The 14,931-nt window shown below is 58.2% G+C and carries 14 protein-coding genes and 1 tRNA gene; 3 read left to right on the top strand and 12 right to left on the bottom strand.

What is annotated here, in order from left to right; genetic code table 11:
- Window positions 1-139 precede the first annotated feature (139 nt).
- Window positions 140-215, bottom strand: a tRNA-Thr gene (locus tag MR935_RS06170).
- Between the two features lie 309 nt (window positions 216-524).
- On the opposite strand from MR935_RS06170, the gene rpsF reads away from it, so the two are divergent.
- From rpsF to rpsR, 3 genes are read left to right on the top strand one after another with little or no spacing between them, the layout of a single operon-like run.
- Window positions 525-821, top strand: coding sequence for a 30S ribosomal protein S6 (gene rpsF, locus MR935_RS06165; protein WP_290571994.1), 297 nt, complete (start codon window positions 525-527; stop codon window positions 819-821).
- Window positions 822-836: 15 nt separating this feature from the next.
- Window positions 837-1,325, top strand: a complete 489-nt coding sequence (locus MR935_RS06160; RefSeq protein WP_290571993.1) for a single-stranded DNA-binding protein — start codon at window positions 837-839, stop codon at window positions 1,323-1,325.
- 18 nt (window positions 1,326-1,343) lie between these two features.
- Window positions 1,344-1,616 (top strand): 30S ribosomal protein S18, encoded by a 273-nt coding sequence (gene rpsR, locus MR935_RS06155; protein WP_031473842.1) that lies wholly within the window; start codon window positions 1,344-1,346, stop codon window positions 1,614-1,616.
- A gap of 117 nt (window positions 1,617-1,733) precedes the next feature.
- Here the strand turns inward: rpsR and pgsA are convergent, their stop codons facing one another.
- The 11 genes from pgsA to MR935_RS06100 form a co-directional block, all read right to left on the bottom strand.
- On the bottom strand, window positions 1,734-2,372 hold the full coding sequence (pgsA, locus tag MR935_RS06150) for a CDP-diacylglycerol--glycerol-3-phosphate 3-phosphatidyltransferase (protein ID WP_290571990.1): 639 nt from the start codon (window positions 2,370-2,372) through the stop codon (window positions 1,734-1,736).
- The gene (gene rimO, locus MR935_RS06145) at window positions 2,356-3,705 is read right to left on the bottom strand and encodes a 30S ribosomal protein S12 methylthiotransferase RimO (protein WP_290571988.1); all 1,350 of its coding nucleotides are present in this window, start codon (window positions 3,703-3,705) and stop codon (window positions 2,356-2,358) included. Before rimO ends, pgsA begins: the two co-directional genes overlap by 17 nt.
- A gap of 30 nt (window positions 3,706-3,735) precedes the next feature.
- The gene (gene pepF / locus MR935_RS06140) at window positions 3,736-5,535 is read right to left on the bottom strand and encodes an oligoendopeptidase F (protein WP_290571986.1); all 1,800 of its coding nucleotides are present in this window, start codon (window positions 5,533-5,535) and stop codon (window positions 3,736-3,738) included.
- A 162-nt stretch (window positions 5,536-5,697) separates the two neighbouring features.
- Window positions 5,698-8,235, bottom strand: a complete 2,538-nt coding sequence (gene gyrA, locus MR935_RS06135; RefSeq protein ID WP_290571984.1) for a DNA gyrase subunit A — start codon at window positions 8,233-8,235, stop codon at window positions 5,698-5,700.
- Window positions 8,236-8,342: 107 nt separating this feature from the next.
- The gene (gyrB, locus tag MR935_RS06130; protein ID WP_290571982.1) at window positions 8,343-10,283 is read right to left on the bottom strand and encodes a DNA topoisomerase (ATP-hydrolyzing) subunit B; all 1,941 of its coding nucleotides are present in this window, start codon (window positions 10,281-10,283) and stop codon (window positions 8,343-8,345) included.
- Window positions 10,284-10,345: 62 nt separating this feature from the next.
- Window positions 10,346-10,606 carry an extracellular matrix regulator RemB gene (gene remB, locus MR935_RS06125; RefSeq protein ID WP_290571980.1) on the bottom strand — a complete coding sequence of 87 codons (261 nt, stop codon included), beginning with the start codon at window positions 10,604-10,606 and terminating at the stop codon, window positions 10,346-10,348.
- 60 nt (window positions 10,607-10,666) lie between these two features.
- Window positions 10,667-11,773, bottom strand: a complete 1,107-nt coding sequence (recF, locus tag MR935_RS06120) for a DNA replication/repair protein RecF (protein ID WP_290571978.1) — start codon at window positions 11,771-11,773, stop codon at window positions 10,667-10,669.
- A 13-nt stretch (window positions 11,774-11,786) separates the two neighbouring features.
- Window positions 11,787-11,999, bottom strand: a complete 213-nt coding sequence (locus MR935_RS06115) for an RNA-binding S4 domain-containing protein (RefSeq protein ID WP_290571976.1) — start codon at window positions 11,997-11,999, stop codon at window positions 11,787-11,789.
- Complete coding sequence (gene dnaN, locus MR935_RS06110; protein WP_290571974.1) at window positions 11,992-13,101, bottom strand: DNA polymerase III subunit beta; 1,110 nt, start codon at window positions 13,099-13,101, stop codon at window positions 11,992-11,994. Before dnaN ends, MR935_RS06115 begins: the two co-directional genes overlap by 8 nt.
- 248 nt (window positions 13,102-13,349) lie before the next feature.
- Window positions 13,350-14,630: a chromosomal replication initiator protein DnaA gene (gene dnaA / locus MR935_RS06105; RefSeq protein WP_290571972.1), complete on the bottom strand. Its 1,281-nt coding sequence runs from the start codon at window positions 14,628-14,630 to the stop codon at window positions 13,350-13,352.
- A 119-nt stretch (window positions 14,631-14,749) separates the two neighbouring features.
- Window positions 14,750-14,931: hypothetical protein (locus MR935_RS06100; RefSeq protein ID WP_290571970.1), on the bottom strand; the 182-nt coding region annotated here is incomplete at its 5' end.

The following is a 14,931-nucleotide window of genomic DNA, read 5'->3' as shown; positions in this document are numbered from 1 at the left end:
AGTACAGGTAATACTACAAGCATTATGAGGCATTCCATAGCAACGCCCCCTTTCAGGGGAAAGACTTAACTGCCTGCCGCTGTAGTATAATAGCCGCAAGAAAAACCCCCGTTATTTCATAAGAAAAACGGGGGCTGCTTGGAGCTTGCGGCCGGACTCGAACCGGCGACCTGCGCATTACGAATGCGCTGCTCTACCAACTGAGCTACGCAAGCAAATTATGAACTTTTTACCGATTGCCGCGCTGCTTTGTTCTGCGTGCGCGGCGCTGCTCATCTCCGGCCTAAGTGCCACCCTGCGGGCGGTTGGCCTACGAAGCGCTCGCCTGCGGGCGAGCGTACCAACTGAGCTACGCAAGCAAATATCAAAACTGTCAGCCTTGATAGTATACCACGGTTTCACAAACTCGTCAATATTTTTTTCAGGTTTTTCTTGACTTTCTGTCACCATCCGCTATAATAATAAGGTATCCTTGCTCATGCCATGGGGCATGGGCCAAATGTCCAAAAGGAGGTGCTAAAGTCATGGCAAAGATCACTGGCAAGTACGAGACGATCTTCATTGTCAACCCCACGTTGGAGGAAGCGGCTGCCGCCGCTGTTCAGGACAAGTTCAAGTCGCTCATCGAGGCAAACGGCACGAACGTAGAGGTTGAGGATTGGGGCAAGCGCCGTCTGGCGTATCCGATCGAGGATCTGACGGAAGGCGTTTACACGCTGGTCCGTTTTGAATCCGCCCCTGCCTTCCCGGCTGAGCTGGACCGTATCTACAAGATCACGGACGGCATCATGCGTTCGCTCATCGTCTGCTTGGACGACTAAGGCGGTGAACCAATCATGCTCAACAAGGCTATTCTGATGGGTCGCTTGACCCGCGATCCCGAGCTGCGCCACACCCAATCCAATATGGCTGTGTGCTCGTTCCGCCTTGCGATCGACCGCGACCGCAAGGGCCCAAACGGTGAGCGCCAGACTGATTTTATCGACTGCGTCGCATGGGGCCGGCAGGCCGAATTTGTTTCGCAGTGGTTTGCAAAAGGTGTTATGGCGATCGTCGTCGGCCGTGTGCAGTCCCGCCAATGGCAGGATCAGAACGGCAATAACCGTACCGCGATCGAGATAAACTGCGACGAAGTATCCTTCGGGGAAACCAAAAAATCCCGCGAAGCGAACAGCGGCTACGGTGGCGGCGGTTACGGCTACGACAGCGGATCACAGATTCGGCCCGAGCCTGCCGCGTCCCAAGTCACGCCTGCATACGATCTGCCCACGGGCGGCTCGGATTTTGAGGAGCTGGCTGACGACGACGGCGATGTCCCATTCTGATAAGGAGGTTAAGCGACAATGGAAGAGACCAAAAAGGAATTTACGCCCCGTCCGGAGCGTGCTGAACGTCCGCAGCGCGGCCGTCGCCGCCGCAAGGTCTGCGCTTTCTGCGTGGATAAGGTCGAGCACGTTGACTACAAGGATGCCGGCAAGCTCCGTAAGTATATGTCCGAGCGCGGCAAGATTCTGCCCCGCCGCATGACCGGTACCTGCGCGCATCACCAGCGCCAGCTGACCGAGGCGATCAAGCGCGCCCGTCATATCGCTCTGCTGCCCTACACGGCGGAGTAAGCGCATTTTTTCATTAACAGGATACACAAAACCGCCCCGAAGGGCGGTTTTTTCTGCCTTTTATCGAAGAAAAGGGGAGAAGTCAATGCTTTCTCCCCTTTATTCTTATTAAGAACCTTATTTTTTCCTGACCGCACCGTCCTTGATAATATCCCAGTTTTTGCGCAGGTAATCCCAGCCTGAATAGATGGTGACAAACGTCATCACCCAGCCAGCGATGAGCACGGTATACGGTTCAGTTACCCCATTTGCCGACACATACCAGTGCAGCGGCAGCGTGCCGCCCGTAGTGCCGAGCAGAATATAAGTCAGATAAATGACGATAATGCCGCCAATCTGCACGCAGGTCTTTACCTTGCCCGTCCATGTGGCAGCCAGCACACGCCCCGCACCCGCCGCGACAACACGCAGCGAGGTAATGATAAACTCCCGCGCGAGGATGATGCACACCATCCAGCCCGCAATCTTGCCCTGCTCGGTCAGCAGCACAAGCGCTGAGGTGACCAGCAGCTTATCGGCCAGTGGGTCGACAAATTTGCCGAAATCAGTCACCTGATTGTACTTACGCGCCACATAGCCGTCCAAAAAATCGGTAAACGACGCCACGCAGAACAGCACAAGCGCAATAATCGTATTGGTTGGAAAAACCATGCCAAAGTCGGCCGGGTCGGGCGCAAGCAGCGGCTGCGAGGCAAAATACAGGAAAAATGGAATCATGCAGATACGCGTCAGCGTAATTTTATTGGCTGTCGTCATCGGTCGTTTCCTCCTTGCGCACACCGGTCAGGTCAGGGCCGAAGCTGTCGGTGATGAACACCGTGACAAACTCGCCCGGCTGCACCGCCTGTTCGCTTTCAAAATACACATGGCCGTCGACCTCGATCGAATCCGCGTAGGTGCGGCCGATGTAACGCTGCTGCTCCTCGTCAAAACCCTCGCACAGCACGGTCATTTCGGTGCGGTGACGGTCGATGTTATACTCGTCCATCACGCCCGATTGCAGCTCCTCGACAATCAGGCGGCGGTTCTGCTTGACCGCCGCGTCGATCTGACCGGGCAGCGCGGCGGCTTCCGTGCCCTCCTCGGGCGAAAATTCAAACACGCCGACGCGCTCAATACGCATCTGCTGCAAAAATGCGCACAGCTCGGCAAATTCCTCCTCGGTTTCTCCCGGCAGACCCACAATCAGGCTGGTGCGCAGCACCAGCCCCGGGATGCGCGCGCGCAGCTTTTCAATCAGTGCGGTGAAGGCGGCTGTGCCGCCCGGGCGATGCATGGCGCGCAGGATGCGTTCGGACACATGCTGCAGCGGGATATCCAGATACTTGACGATCTGCGGCTCGGACGCAATCACATCGATCAGCTCATCGGTGATTTGGTCGGGATACAGATAGTGCAGGCGTATCCAGCGAAAGCGCATATTGCACAGCGCGCGCAGCAATTCGGGCAACAGGCGCTTATGTGCAGGAAGATCCATGCCGTACACGGTGATATCCTGTGCGATGACGATCAGCTCCTGCACGCCCGCGTCGGACAGCGCCTGCGCCTCCTCCAGCAGTGCATCCAGCTGCCGCGAGCGGTACGGCCCGCGCAGCTTGGGGATGATGCAGAAGGCGCAGCGGTTGGAGCAGCCTTCGGCGATTTTGAGATAGGCCGTGTAGGAGGGGGTCAGGCGCTCGCGCCCACCCCCGAGTGCAGCGGCGGCCATATCGTTCATATACGCGGCTTTGGCGCCCGCAAGCGCCGCATTTGCCGCGTCTACGATGTTCTCATAGCTGCCCGTGCCGCACAGCACGTCAATTTCGGGCAGTTCCTCCCGCATTTCGTCCGCATAGCGCTGCACCAAACAGCCGGTGACGACAAGCCCCTTCATTTTGCCGGCTTGCTTGTGCCGCGCGGTCTCCAGAATGGTTTCGATTGCCTCGGTCTTGGCGCTTTCAATAAAGCCGCAGGTGTTGACAACGCCCACATCGGCCTCGGCCATATCGTCGGTGATTTCCCAGCCCGCTGCGCGCAGCCGGGAAAGCATATGCTCGCTGTCGACCAGATTTTTCGAGCAGCCGAGCGAAATCAAACCCAATTTTGGCATGACAGTTCTCCTTTTTTTTCGATATTCTTGTCACCCGAGCAGGGCTTCCATCTGCGAGATCAGCTCGTCAAAGAGCGCGGTCGCGGCCTCCACCGACGCGGTGCTCGCCATATCGACGCCCGCGCCGCGCAGCAGCGTGATGGGGTCGGCTGCGCAGCCGCCCGACAGAAAGCCCAGATACTCCTTGACCGCGCTTTCTCCCTCGCGCAAAATGCGGCGGGACAGCGCGATGGCCGCGGCGTAGCCGGTCGCGTACTGATAGACGTAATAATCATAATAAAAATGCGGGATACGCGCCCATTCGAGCGCAATTTCCTCATCAATGACCATATCTGCGCCGAAATACTGCGCGTTCAGCCGCTTGTACAGCGCGCACAGCGCATCGGCCGTGATCCCCTCGCCGCGCTGCGCCATTTCGTTAACGAGAAGCTCAAACTCAGCAAACATGGTCTGGCGGTACAGTGTGCCGCGGAACTGCTCAAGGAAATGGTTGATAAGATAGGCGCGCTGCTTTTTGTCCTCGGTCACGGAGAGCAGATATTCCATCAGCAGCGCTTCGTTGCAGGTCGAGGCGACCTCGGCCACGAAGATCACATAGTTCTGATAGGCGGTCGGCTGGTTTTTGTTGGACAGATAGGAGTGGATGGCGTGCCCCATCTCGTGTACAAGGGTGAACACGTCGTCCAGCCTGCCCTTGAAGTTGAGCAGCACATAGGGATGCACCTGCGCGCCCGCCGAATACGCGCCCGAGCGCTTGCCCTCATTCTCGTACACGTCGATCCAGCCGCTCGAAAATCCCTCCCGCAGAATGGCAAGGTAATCCTCGCCAAGCGGCGCGAGCGCCTTGAGCACGGTCTCCTTGGCCTCGTCGAAGGTGAATTTCATCTCGATCCCCTCGACCACCGGCACATATAGGTCATACATATGCAGCTCATCCAAGCCGAGCAGCTTTTTGCGCAGCGTGACATAGCGATGCATGGGCGTAAGGCTGCGGTGCACCGCGTTGATCAGGCTGTGGTATATCTCGGTCGGTACTTCGCTGCCGTCGAGCGCGGCGGCCAGCGTGGAGGGATACTTGCGCGCATTTGCGAAAAACAGCAGGCTTTTGAGCTGGGCGGACAGTGTTGCAGCCGAGGTGTTGCGGAACTTGCCATACACCGAATAAAGCGAATCGAAGGCCGATTTACGCAGCACCCGGTCGTAGGACTGCATCAGCGGGATATAGGTGCCGTGCGTGACCGGGTGGGCGCTGCCCGCCGCGTCCACTGCATCGGGGAAGGTCATGTCCGCGTCGTTGAGCATTGAATAGATCTCGTCCGGCGACTGCGCCATCTCGCCCGCGGCGGCGAGCAGGGCCTCCTCCTTTTCGCTCAGCATATGGTCACGGCGACGGCGCACACGGTCGATGAGACGGCGGTAATCGGCCAGCGCAGGCGTTTGCTCATAAAAACCGGCAAGCGTCTCATCGCTGAGGGCGAGCAGCTCGGGCGTTTCAAACGCGCCGGCCGCCTGTATCTCGACCACAAGGCGGTTGACCTGCGAGACCATCTCCTGATAGATGGCAACGCGGGTATCCTCATCGCTTTTCCGCTGGGCATAGTGTACCAGTGCGTCCAGCGCAAGATTGATCTCATCATCCAGCCGCAGAAAGGCAAGCAGCGTCTCGCCGCTCTCGCCCAAGCGGCCGCGGTAGGCGGCAACGCGCGGCGCAAACTCCTTTGCGGCAGCCAGCGCCGCGCGGAAATCGTCATCGGTCGCAAACAGGTCGCTGATCGCCCATTTATCCTGCTCCGGTACATCGGCTCGGACAGGTATCTTAGTCGTTTCCATGGAAATACTCCCTTTCCGGATTGATTTTTTCTTCTTTATTATGATACCGCAAAGGGGGAAAAGTTGCAAGAAAAAGCCCGTGTTCTTGTCACAGAGCAGAAAAACCCCGCGCCGCTATCGTCAGCGCGGGGCTTTTTGCTGTTTGTGTGCGGAAAAGTGCCTTTATTCTTCCTCCGCCGGGTTTTCTTCGCCCTTATCGGTGCGGGCAATCGAGATGACCTTGACATCCTCGCCTGTGCGCATGACGATAACGCCCTGCGAGCCGCGCCCGCATTCGCGTATCTCCTCCACACCGGTGCGGATGATTACGCCGCCGTCAGTGATAATCATGATGTCGTTTTCATGGTCGACCACCGCGATACCGGCCACAAGACCAGTCTTGGCGGTCAGATTATGCAGCATCATGCCGCCGCCGCCGCGGTGGTGCACGGTGTATTCCTCGACCGGAGTGCGCTTGCCAAAGCCGTTTTCCGTAATGGACAGTACATACGCGCCCTTGCGCGCGCGCGCCGCGCCGACGACATAATCCCCCTCGGCCAGGCGGATGCCGCGCACGCCCGTGGCTGTGCGTCCCATCGCGCGCACCTCATTTTCGTCAAAGCAGATGGCGCGCCCCTCATGCGTGGCAATCAGGATATTCTGCGCACCGTCGGTCAGGCGCACATCAACCAGTGCGTCATCCTCGTTTAAGCCGAGCGCACGCAGACCCGCGCGGCGGATATTTTGCAGGTCGGACAGCACGACGCGCTTGGCAATACCCTTTCTTGTGACGAAGAACAGGAATTTATCCTCGGCAAATTCCTTGATTGGGAACATGGCGGTGATCTTTTCCTCCGGCTCAAGCTCCAAAAGGTTTACGATGTTCATACCCTTGGCACTACGGCCGGTTTCAGGTATCTGGTAGCCCTTGAGCTTGTACACCTTGCCGCGGTCGGAGAAGAACAGGATGGTATCATGCGTTGACGCGGTAAAGATGCTCTTGGCAAAGTCCTCCTCGCGGGTGGACATAGCCGACACGCCGCGTCCGCCGCGCTTCTGCGCACGGTAGACCGAAGTCGGCTGGCGCTTGATATAGCCGAAGTGGGTCAGCGTATAGGCGCAGTCCTGCTGCTCAATCAGGTCCTCAATGTCGATTTCGTCAGCGACGTTTGCAATCTCGGTATGGCGCTCGTCGCCGTATTTGGCCTTGATCTCCTGCAGCTCCTCCTTAACGACGGCAAGCAGGTGCTCGTCCGCGCCAAGGATATGCTCATAGCCGGTGATTTTGCCCTCCAGCTCGTTGTATTCGTCATTTATCTTCTGCTGCTCCAGACCGGACAAACGGCCAAGGCGCATATCCACAATGGCCTGTGCCTGCGCGTCATCCAGATGGAATTCAAAGTGTTCCGAGCCATCTACAATGCCGAGCAGCGCGATTTGGTCGATCCAGAACGGCTCTTTGCATAGGTTTTCCTTGGCCTCGGCCTCGTTTTTCGAGGCGCGGATGATGGCGATGATGCGGTCGATGTTATCCTGATCGGTCGCCACCTTGAGACCCTCAAGGATGTGCGCGCGATCCTGCGCCCTTTTCAGGTCAAACCGGGTGCGGCGGGCGACAACGTCCTTCTGGAAGACAATATACTGGTCGATGATCTGCCGCAGCGTCAGCACGCGCGGCTGCAGCTTGCCCAGCGCGCCGGTCGGCACAAGCGCGATGTGGATCATCGAGATGGTATCCTCAAGCTGTGTATAAGTATACAGCTGGTTGAGAATGACCTGCGCATTGGCGTCGCGCCGGATATCGACGACGATCTGCATTCCCTCGCGCGAGGAGTGATCCTGAATATTGGTGATGCCGTCAACGCGCTTATCCTTGACCAGACCCGCCATAGCCTCGACCAGACGCGCCTTGTTGACCATATAGGGTATCTCGGTGATGATGATCTGGCTTTTACCGCCCGCCAGCTCGACGATCTCGGCCTTGGCGCGCAGCTTGATCTTGCCGCGCCCAGTCGCGTAGGCCGCGCGGATACCGCTGCGTCCCATGATCGTGCCGCCGGTCGGGAAATCCGGCCCCTTGATGAACTGGCAGATCTCGTCCATCTCGGCCTCGGGGTGGTCAATGACATAGCATACGCCGTCGATCACTTCGGTCAGGTTGTGCGGCGGGATGTTGGTCGCCATACCGACCGCGATGCCCGACGAGCCGTTGACCAGCAGATTGGGATAGCGCGAGGGCAGCACGACAGGCTCACGCCGCTCCTCATCGAAGTTCGGCATGAAATCGACCGTGTCCTTCTTGATATCGGCCAGCATATAATTGGCTACCTTGGCCATGCGCGCCTCGGTATAACGGTAGGCCGCCGGAGGGTCGCCGTCGACCGAGCCGAAGTTGCCGTGGCCATCGATCAGCGGATAATGCAGCGAAAACGGCTGCGCCATGCGCACCATCGCGTCATACACCGAAGCATCACCGTGCGGGTGGTAGCGGCCGAGCACGTTACCGACGGTCGTGGCCGACTTGCGGAAGGGCTTGTCCGAAGTCAGGCCGTCCTCGTACATCGCGTACAGAATGCGGCGGTGCACCGGCTTTAAGCCGTCGCGCACATCGGGCAGCGCACGGCCGACGATGACGCTCATCGCATAGTCGATATAGGAGGTCTTCATCTCCTTTTCCAGATCGACCTGTATGATCTTCTGTTCTTCGTAGCTTATACTCATTGATTGCCTCCAAGGTTGTTGGCGTGCTGCGCATGGGATGCGCAGTTTATCTTTTCAGACCGCTCAAAAACAGGCCGGGCGCTGCCCGGTCATTCCTGTTTTAGCGGTTATACATCCAGATTCATCACATATTTGGCGTTTTTCTCGATAAATTCACGTCTCGGCTCGACCTTTTCGCCCATCAGTAGGGCAAAGGTCTCGTCCGATGCCGCCGCGTCCTCCATCGTCACCTGCTTGAGAATGCGCACGGACGGATCCATCGTCGTCTCCCACAGCTGCTCGGGGTCCATCTCGCCCAGACCCTTGTAGCGCTGCACGCGCACGCCCTCGCCCATCTGGGCGAGACAGTCGCGCTGCTGTTCGTCCGAGTAGGTGTAGCGCACGTCCTTGCCCTTTTCGTTTTTGAACAGCGGCGGCTGCGCGATATACACATGGCCGTGCTCGATCAGCGGCCGCATGAAGCGGAAGAAAAAGGTCAGCAGCAACGTGCGGATGTGTGAGCCGTCCACGTCGGCGTCGGCCATCAGAATAATTTTGCCGTAGCGCAGCTTGGACAGGTCAAAATCGTCTCCAAAGCCCGCGCCGAAGGCCGTTATCATCGGTGTGAGCTTATCGTTGCCGTACACGCGGTCGAGCCGCGCCTTTTCCACGTTGAGCATCTTGCCCCACAGCGGCAGGATGGCCTGATGGCGGCGGTCGCGTCCTTCCTTGGCCGAACCGCCCGCAGAATCGCCCTCGACGATGTAGATCTCGGTCAGCGCGGGGTCTTTTTCGATGCAGTCAGCCAGCTTGCCGGGCAGCGCCGCCCCGTCGAGCGCCGATTTGCGGCGGGTCATTTCGCGCGCCTTCTGCGCGGCCAGACGGGCGCGCGAGGCAGCCTGCGCCTTGTCGATGATCGTGCGCGCGACCGAGGGGTTTTCCTCAAAGAAGGTCATCAGCTTGTCGGACACCATGGTATCCACCAGCGTGCGCATTTCGCTGTTGCCCAGCTTGGTCTTGGTCTGCCCTTCAAACTGCGCCTCCTGCAGCTTGACGGAGATAATGGCGGTCAGTCCCTCGCGTGCGTCCTCGCCCTTAAAGGACTCATCGTCCTTGAGAATCTTGTAGCGCTTGCCGTACTCGTTGAGCACACGGGTGAGCGCGGCCTTAAAGCCGGTCTCATGCGTGCCGCCCTCGGTGGTGTTGATGTTATTGGCAAAGGAAATAAGCGTTTCGTTATAGCTGTCGGTATACTGCATGGCGACCTCGGCCATCGAGCTTTCGCGGCTGCCCTCGATGTAGATGACCTCGTCATGCAGTGGGTTTTTGGTACGGTTGAGGTGCTTGACGAACTGGCGGATGCCGCCCTCGTAATGCATCACGTCCTCAGTCGGCTCGTCGTCGCGCTCGTCGCGCAGCGTGATCTTCAGGCCGGCGTTCAAAAAGGCCTGCTCGCGCAGCCGCTTTTCGAGTACGTCAAATTCGTACACGGTAGTCTCAAATATCTCCGGGTCGGCATGGAAGCGGATGGTCGTGCCGGTCTCGCTGACAAAGGGTACGGACTGCATTTTCTGCACGGTCACGCCGCGCGCAAAGCGCATCGTGTGCTTTTCCTTGCCGTCGCGCACCTCGGCCTCGAGCCAGTCGGACAGCGCGTTGACCACCGACGAGCCGACGCCGTGCAGGCCGCCCGAGACCTTATAGCCGTCCCCGCCGAACTTGCCGCCCGCGTGCAGCACGGTCAGCACGACCTCGAGTGTCGGTATACCCATCTGCGGATGGATGCCGCACGGGATGCCGCGGCCATTGTCGCTGACGCGGATGACATCGCCCTTTTCGATCGTGACCTCGATATGGGTGCAGTAGCCCGCCAGCGCTTCGTCGATCGAGTTATCGACGATCTCGTACACCAGATGGTGCAGGCCGCGCGCTGAGGTCGAGCCGATGTACATACCCGGGCGCTTGCGCACGGCCTCCAGCCCTTCAAGCACCTGTATCTGGTTTTCGTCGTAGGTCTCGGTCACCTTCAGATCGAGCACTTCATCCTTGATTTCCAGTTCTTCACTCATGTGATTTCAGTTTCCTTTCCGGCAGATAACAGCCGCGTTTTGCGCGGGACAGCGCTGTGCGCCTATACCGCGTAGCCCTTTTCCGCCCTTCTTTGCAGCGCTTGGGGGGAAAGCTGTGTCAGATAGAGCGTCTCGCCCAGCGTGCCTTCACACAGCACCGCCGAACGCGGCAGATCGTCATACAGCTCGATGATGCGCCCCTCCTCCTGCAAGCGCCGGAGCAGCCTTTGCGTCCGCCCCGACACGGTCGCCGTGTCCATATCGAATACAGCCACGACGCTTTGCAGCGGCACGATATAATCCTGACCCAGATGCAGATACATGCTGCCGCCTCCTGTTTCTAATTATACCACTTTTTTTCGCGTTTGTGTACACAAACCTTGTCAAGAGCAAATTATTTTACCATTTTTTATCGTAAAAACCGCGCCTGCGCGCAGCTTGTCCGAAATATCGTCCTCGCAGCAGGTGATGAGCACCTGCCCGTCCGTGATGTGGTTGAGCACAAAATCCTGCCGAACGCGGTCAAGCTCGCTGAGCACATCGTCGAGCAGAAGCACGGGGTACGCCCCGTCCTCGGCAAAGAACAGCGCGCGCTCAGCCAGCTTCATAGACAGCGTACATGTCCGCACCTGCCCCTGCGAGCCGTAGGCCGCCGCGGCGCGCCCGTCCAGTTCAAGCACAAGGTCGTCCTTATGCGGGCCGGACAGACAGCTTTTCGCGGCGATCTCGGCCGCGCGGTGCGCGTATACATGGTCGGCCAGTTCTTTTTCGATCTGCTTCGCCCCGGCAAAGGGGTCGGTGACGGTCGAAACCGTTTGATACCGGCCGGTCAGCGTTTCGTGCGGCGCAATGTCCTGATAGACCTCGCCCGCGGCGGCGAGCAGCTTTTTGCAGTAATACGCGCGGTAGCGGATGAGCTGCGCGCCCAGCTGCGCCATGCGCAGCGAAAAATCCTCCCACAAAGAAAGCAGCGAGGGCTTTTCCTCGCTGTCCCGCAGAATGCGCGTTTTGTGCTCATGCAGGCGGTTATATTCCTCCAGATACCGCGCGTAATACGGCCGCAGCTGGCACAGCGCGGTATCCAGAAACCGCCGCCGCGCGCTCGCCCCGGCGCGCACGAGCAGCAGATCCTCCGGGCAGAACAGCACGGTCTTAAGCAGTCCCTGCGCGTCGGCCTGCCGCTTTTGCCGCACGCCGTTTTTGTATATCTCCATCGCCTTGACGCGGGACAGGCGCAGCTCAAGCGATATCGGGCGCGCCTGCGCTTCAAACTCGGCCAGAATGCTGGCCTTATCCGCGCCGAAGCGCAGCCCCTCCTTTTTCTGCGCGGTGCGGAACAGCCGCATGGTCGAGCAGGCTGCGGCGGCTTCGAGCAGATTGGTCTTGCCCTGCCCGTTCCTGCCGCAGATGAGGTTGACCGCCGGATCGAATACAAAGCGTTCGTTTTCGTAATTGCGAAACTGCGTCAGCGTCAGCGTGTCGATCTTCAAAGCGCCGTCCTCCTCAGTCCGCGCGGACGGTGACCGTCTGTCCGTCGAGCGTCACACGGTCTCCCGCGCGCAGCTTTTTGCCGCGCATGGTGCAGACTGCGCCGTTTACCTGCACCTCACCGCCGGCGATGCGCAGCTTGGCTTCACCGCCCGAGCAGACGAGATTGGCAAACTTGAGCAGCGCGTCCAGCTTGATGCAGTCGCCCTTGATGTATACCTCAGTCATTGGCCTTAAGCCTCACAGGCAGCACCAGATAGGTGTAGCGGTCGCCCTCGAGCGGCGAGATGACCACCGGATTGAGCGCCCCCTTGAGCTGCATTTTGACCGTATCGTCTCCCGCGGCGCGCAGCGCGTCGAGCACATAGCGGTTGTTAAAGCCGATCTCAAGCCCCTCTATCTTACCTTCAAAGCCGCACTCGTCATAGCTTTTGCCTACGGCGGTGATGCAGGAGAGCTGCATATAGCTGCCGTCAAAGTGAAAACGGACCGGGTTTTTCAGCTTTTCGGACACGATCAGCGACACGCGCTCGATGCAGGTGATCAGCTCCTGCCGGTCGACCGTAACAATATGATCAAACTCAGTCGGGATAGCGGCCTGATAGTTGAGAAATTCGCCGTCGAGCAGGCGGGTGATGAGCGTGGTGCGGCCGATGCGGAACAGGATGTTCTTGCGGTCGGGGTAAATCTCGACCGTGCCGTCCTCCTCGCTCAAAATGCGCTCGATCTCCCGCAGGGACGAGCCGGGCACGACAAAGCGCAGGTCGGGCAAGCTGCCCTCTACCGTTTCACGCCGCACGGACAGGCGGTAGCCGTCAACCGCGACCACATGTAGGATATTGTCCGCCAGCTCAAACAGGCAGCCGGTGTGGATGGGCTTGGATTCATTATCCGATACGGAAAAGATGGTCTGCGCGATCATGCTTTTGAGCATGGGCTGGGGCAGGGTAAGGCCGGTCTCGCCCGATACCTCGGCAAGCGCGGGGTATTCGTCGGCTTCGATGGCGACCAAATTGAACACCGCGCGGCCGCATTTGATGGTCGTACGCAGCTCGTCGTCGGTTTCCAAATGCACCTCATCCTGCGGCAGCTTGCGCACGATATCGAAAAACAGACGCGCGTTGAGCACGATGCTGCCCGGTTCGACAACGTCGGCCTCGGCGCTTGTGCGGATGCCCATGGAAAGGTCGTAGCCGGTCATGGTAAGGCTGCCCGGCTCGGCTGTGATGAGCAGGCCTTCAAGCAGCGGCATGGCGCTTTTACTCGTCACCGCGCGGGAGGCTGTGCCGATCAGGCCGAGCAGCGTTTCTTTTTCGCATGAAAATTTCATCAAGATTCCTCGATTCTGTTGGATTGACAGGAGAGCAGGAAATAACCTCTCTGAAAAAGAAGTAGGATATAGTCGTCGTAGTAGAGGCTGGGGAAATTGGGGAAAACCCGTGAATTGTCAGAACTGGCGGGCAAAATCGCGTACACAGCCGGCTGTGGATGGACGGTGCGCTTTCCACAGGGTAAAAGGGCGTCTTTTGTTATCCACAGCGGCAGGACTGCCCATCCACAGTGTTTTGTGGATGGTTTTTACTCGCCGCGGATGTTGTTATGCAGCTTTTTGATGACGTCCTCAGTCTCGCGGGAACTGCGGCGCTCCTCCTCGATCTTGTTGCAGGCGTGCATGACGGTCGTGTGGTCACGCTTGAAGATCTTGGCGATATCGGGGAAGGAGTATTCAAGCTCCTGCCGGATCATATACATGGCGATTTGGCGCGGATAGGCCACATCCTTGGATTTGGTGCGCGAGATCATCTGCTCGACCGGGATATAGAAATAGTTGGCGACGGCTTCCATGATGCGCTCGGGGGTCGGGTTGAGGCCGGGGTTTTCGATTTTGAGCGCGTCGATGGCGTTCTGCGCCAGCTGCACGTTCACCCGTTCGCCGACCAGCTCGTGCATGGCCTTGATTTTTTTGACCGCGCCCTCAAGCTGGCGGATGTTGGCCTGAATATTTTCGGCAATATAGACCGAAACCTCGTCGGGCAGGCTGATACCCATTTTGACCGCCTTGTCCCGGATGATGGCGATGCGGGTCTCAAAATCGGGCGGCTGGATATCGGCCAGCAAGCCCCATTCAAAGCGGGTCTTCATGCGGTCCTCGAGCGTGTTGATCTCCTTGGGCGGCCGGTCGCTGGTCAGCACAATTTGGCGCTTGGACTCATACAGCGCGTTGAAGGTGTGAAAGAACTCCTCCTGCGTGCGCTCTTTGCCGGCGATGAACTGCACATCGTCGAGCAGCAGCAGATCGGCCATGCGGTATTTGCTGCGGAAGTTCTGCACGTTGCCTTCCTGAATGGCGGTGACCAGCTCGTTGGTGAAATCCTCGCCCTTGACATAGATGATGCGGTAGGCGGGGTGGGTCTTGCGGATGACGTTTGCGATCGCGTACATCAGGTGGGTCTTGCCAAGGCCGGACTGGCCGTAGATGAACAGCGGGTTATAGGTCTCGGCCGGGTTGTTGGCTACGGCGATGGCGGCGGCGTGCGCGAATTTGTTCGACGAGCCGACGATGAACCGCTCGAACGTGTAATCGTCATACGGAGAGGCGCTCGCGGCCGGCGCGCTGTATTCGCCCGTCACCACAACGACCGAGACGGGGTCGCCCGTCAGCTCGCGCAGTGTGTTTTGCAGCGGATCGGTGAATTTGTTTTCGATAAACTCCTTTTTGAACTGGACGGGCGAGTGCAAAATCAAACGGTTGTCCGCGAAGGAAACAACCGTCACATCATCAAACCACGCCGAAAGGCTTGACGGCGGAAAATCACGCTCGAGGCGTTCGAGCGCCATTTCCAATATGTTATTGGCCATGGAGCGCCTCCTGTCGATATTGATACATGACAATCATACCATAAGTTATCCACAGATTCAACGCAAATTGTGAATAAACCGCGGGCTGTGCGGCAGGTTTACCCTTGTAAGCACCCAAATTATTGTGCTATTTCAAAAGCTTTCCCCAAGATGTTGAAAACCGTAAATTTCAAGGTTAAAGTTACCAAAGATTCAAAAAAATAATTATTTATTTTGCACGATTCTATCATGCTGAGAAAAGGCGGGTGCAGATGAAAAGCAGACGCTATGACAGAAATGCAGGCATGGGAAACAGGGGCAG

The sequence above is a fragment of the Agathobaculum sp. genome, from assembly GCF_022775115.1.
Taxonomy (GTDB): domain Bacteria; phylum Bacillota; class Clostridia; order Oscillospirales; family Butyricicoccaceae; genus Agathobaculum.
This window is presented reverse-complemented; position numbering and strand designations above follow the sequence as displayed.

Bases quoted from the DNA above. Each gene is read 5' to 3' on its own strand.
- rimO (WP_290571988.1), bottom strand. From the start codon at position 3,705: ATGCCAAAATTGGGTTTGATTTCGCTCGGCTGCTCGAAAAATCTGGTC.
- dnaN (WP_290571974.1), bottom strand. From the start codon at position 13,101: ATGAAATTTTCATGCGAAAAAGAAACGCTGCTCGGCCTGATCGGCACA.
- MR935_RS06115 (WP_290571976.1), bottom strand. From the start codon at position 11,999: ATGACTGAGGTATACATCAAGGGCGACTGCATCAAGCTGGACGCGCTG.
- remB (WP_290571980.1), bottom strand. From the start codon at position 10,606: ATGTATCTGCATCTGGGTCAGGATTATATCGTGCCGCTGCAAAGCGTC.
- dnaA (WP_290571972.1), bottom strand. From the start codon at position 14,630: ATGGCCAATAACATATTGGAAATGGCGCTCGAACGCCTCGAGCGTGAT.
- MR935_RS06160 (WP_290571993.1), top strand. From the start codon at position 837: ATGCTCAACAAGGCTATTCTGATGGGTCGCTTGACCCGCGATCCCGAG.
- pgsA (WP_290571990.1), bottom strand. From the start codon at position 2,372: ATGACGACAGCCAATAAAATTACGCTGACGCGTATCTGCATGATTCCA.
- rpsR (WP_031473842.1), top strand. From the start codon at position 1,344: ATGGAAGAGACCAAAAAGGAATTTACGCCCCGTCCGGAGCGTGCTGAA.
- pepF (WP_290571986.1), bottom strand. From the start codon at position 5,535: ATGGAAACGACTAAGATACCTGTCCGAGCCGATGTACCGGAGCAGGAT.
- gyrA (WP_290571984.1), bottom strand. From the start codon at position 8,235: ATGAGTATAAGCTACGAAGAACAGAAGATCATACAGGTCGATCTGGAA.
- rpsF (WP_290571994.1), top strand. From the start codon at position 525: ATGGCAAAGATCACTGGCAAGTACGAGACGATCTTCATTGTCAACCCC.
- gyrB (WP_290571982.1), bottom strand. From the start codon at position 10,283: ATGAGTGAAGAACTGGAAATCAAGGATGAAGTGCTCGATCTGAAGGTG.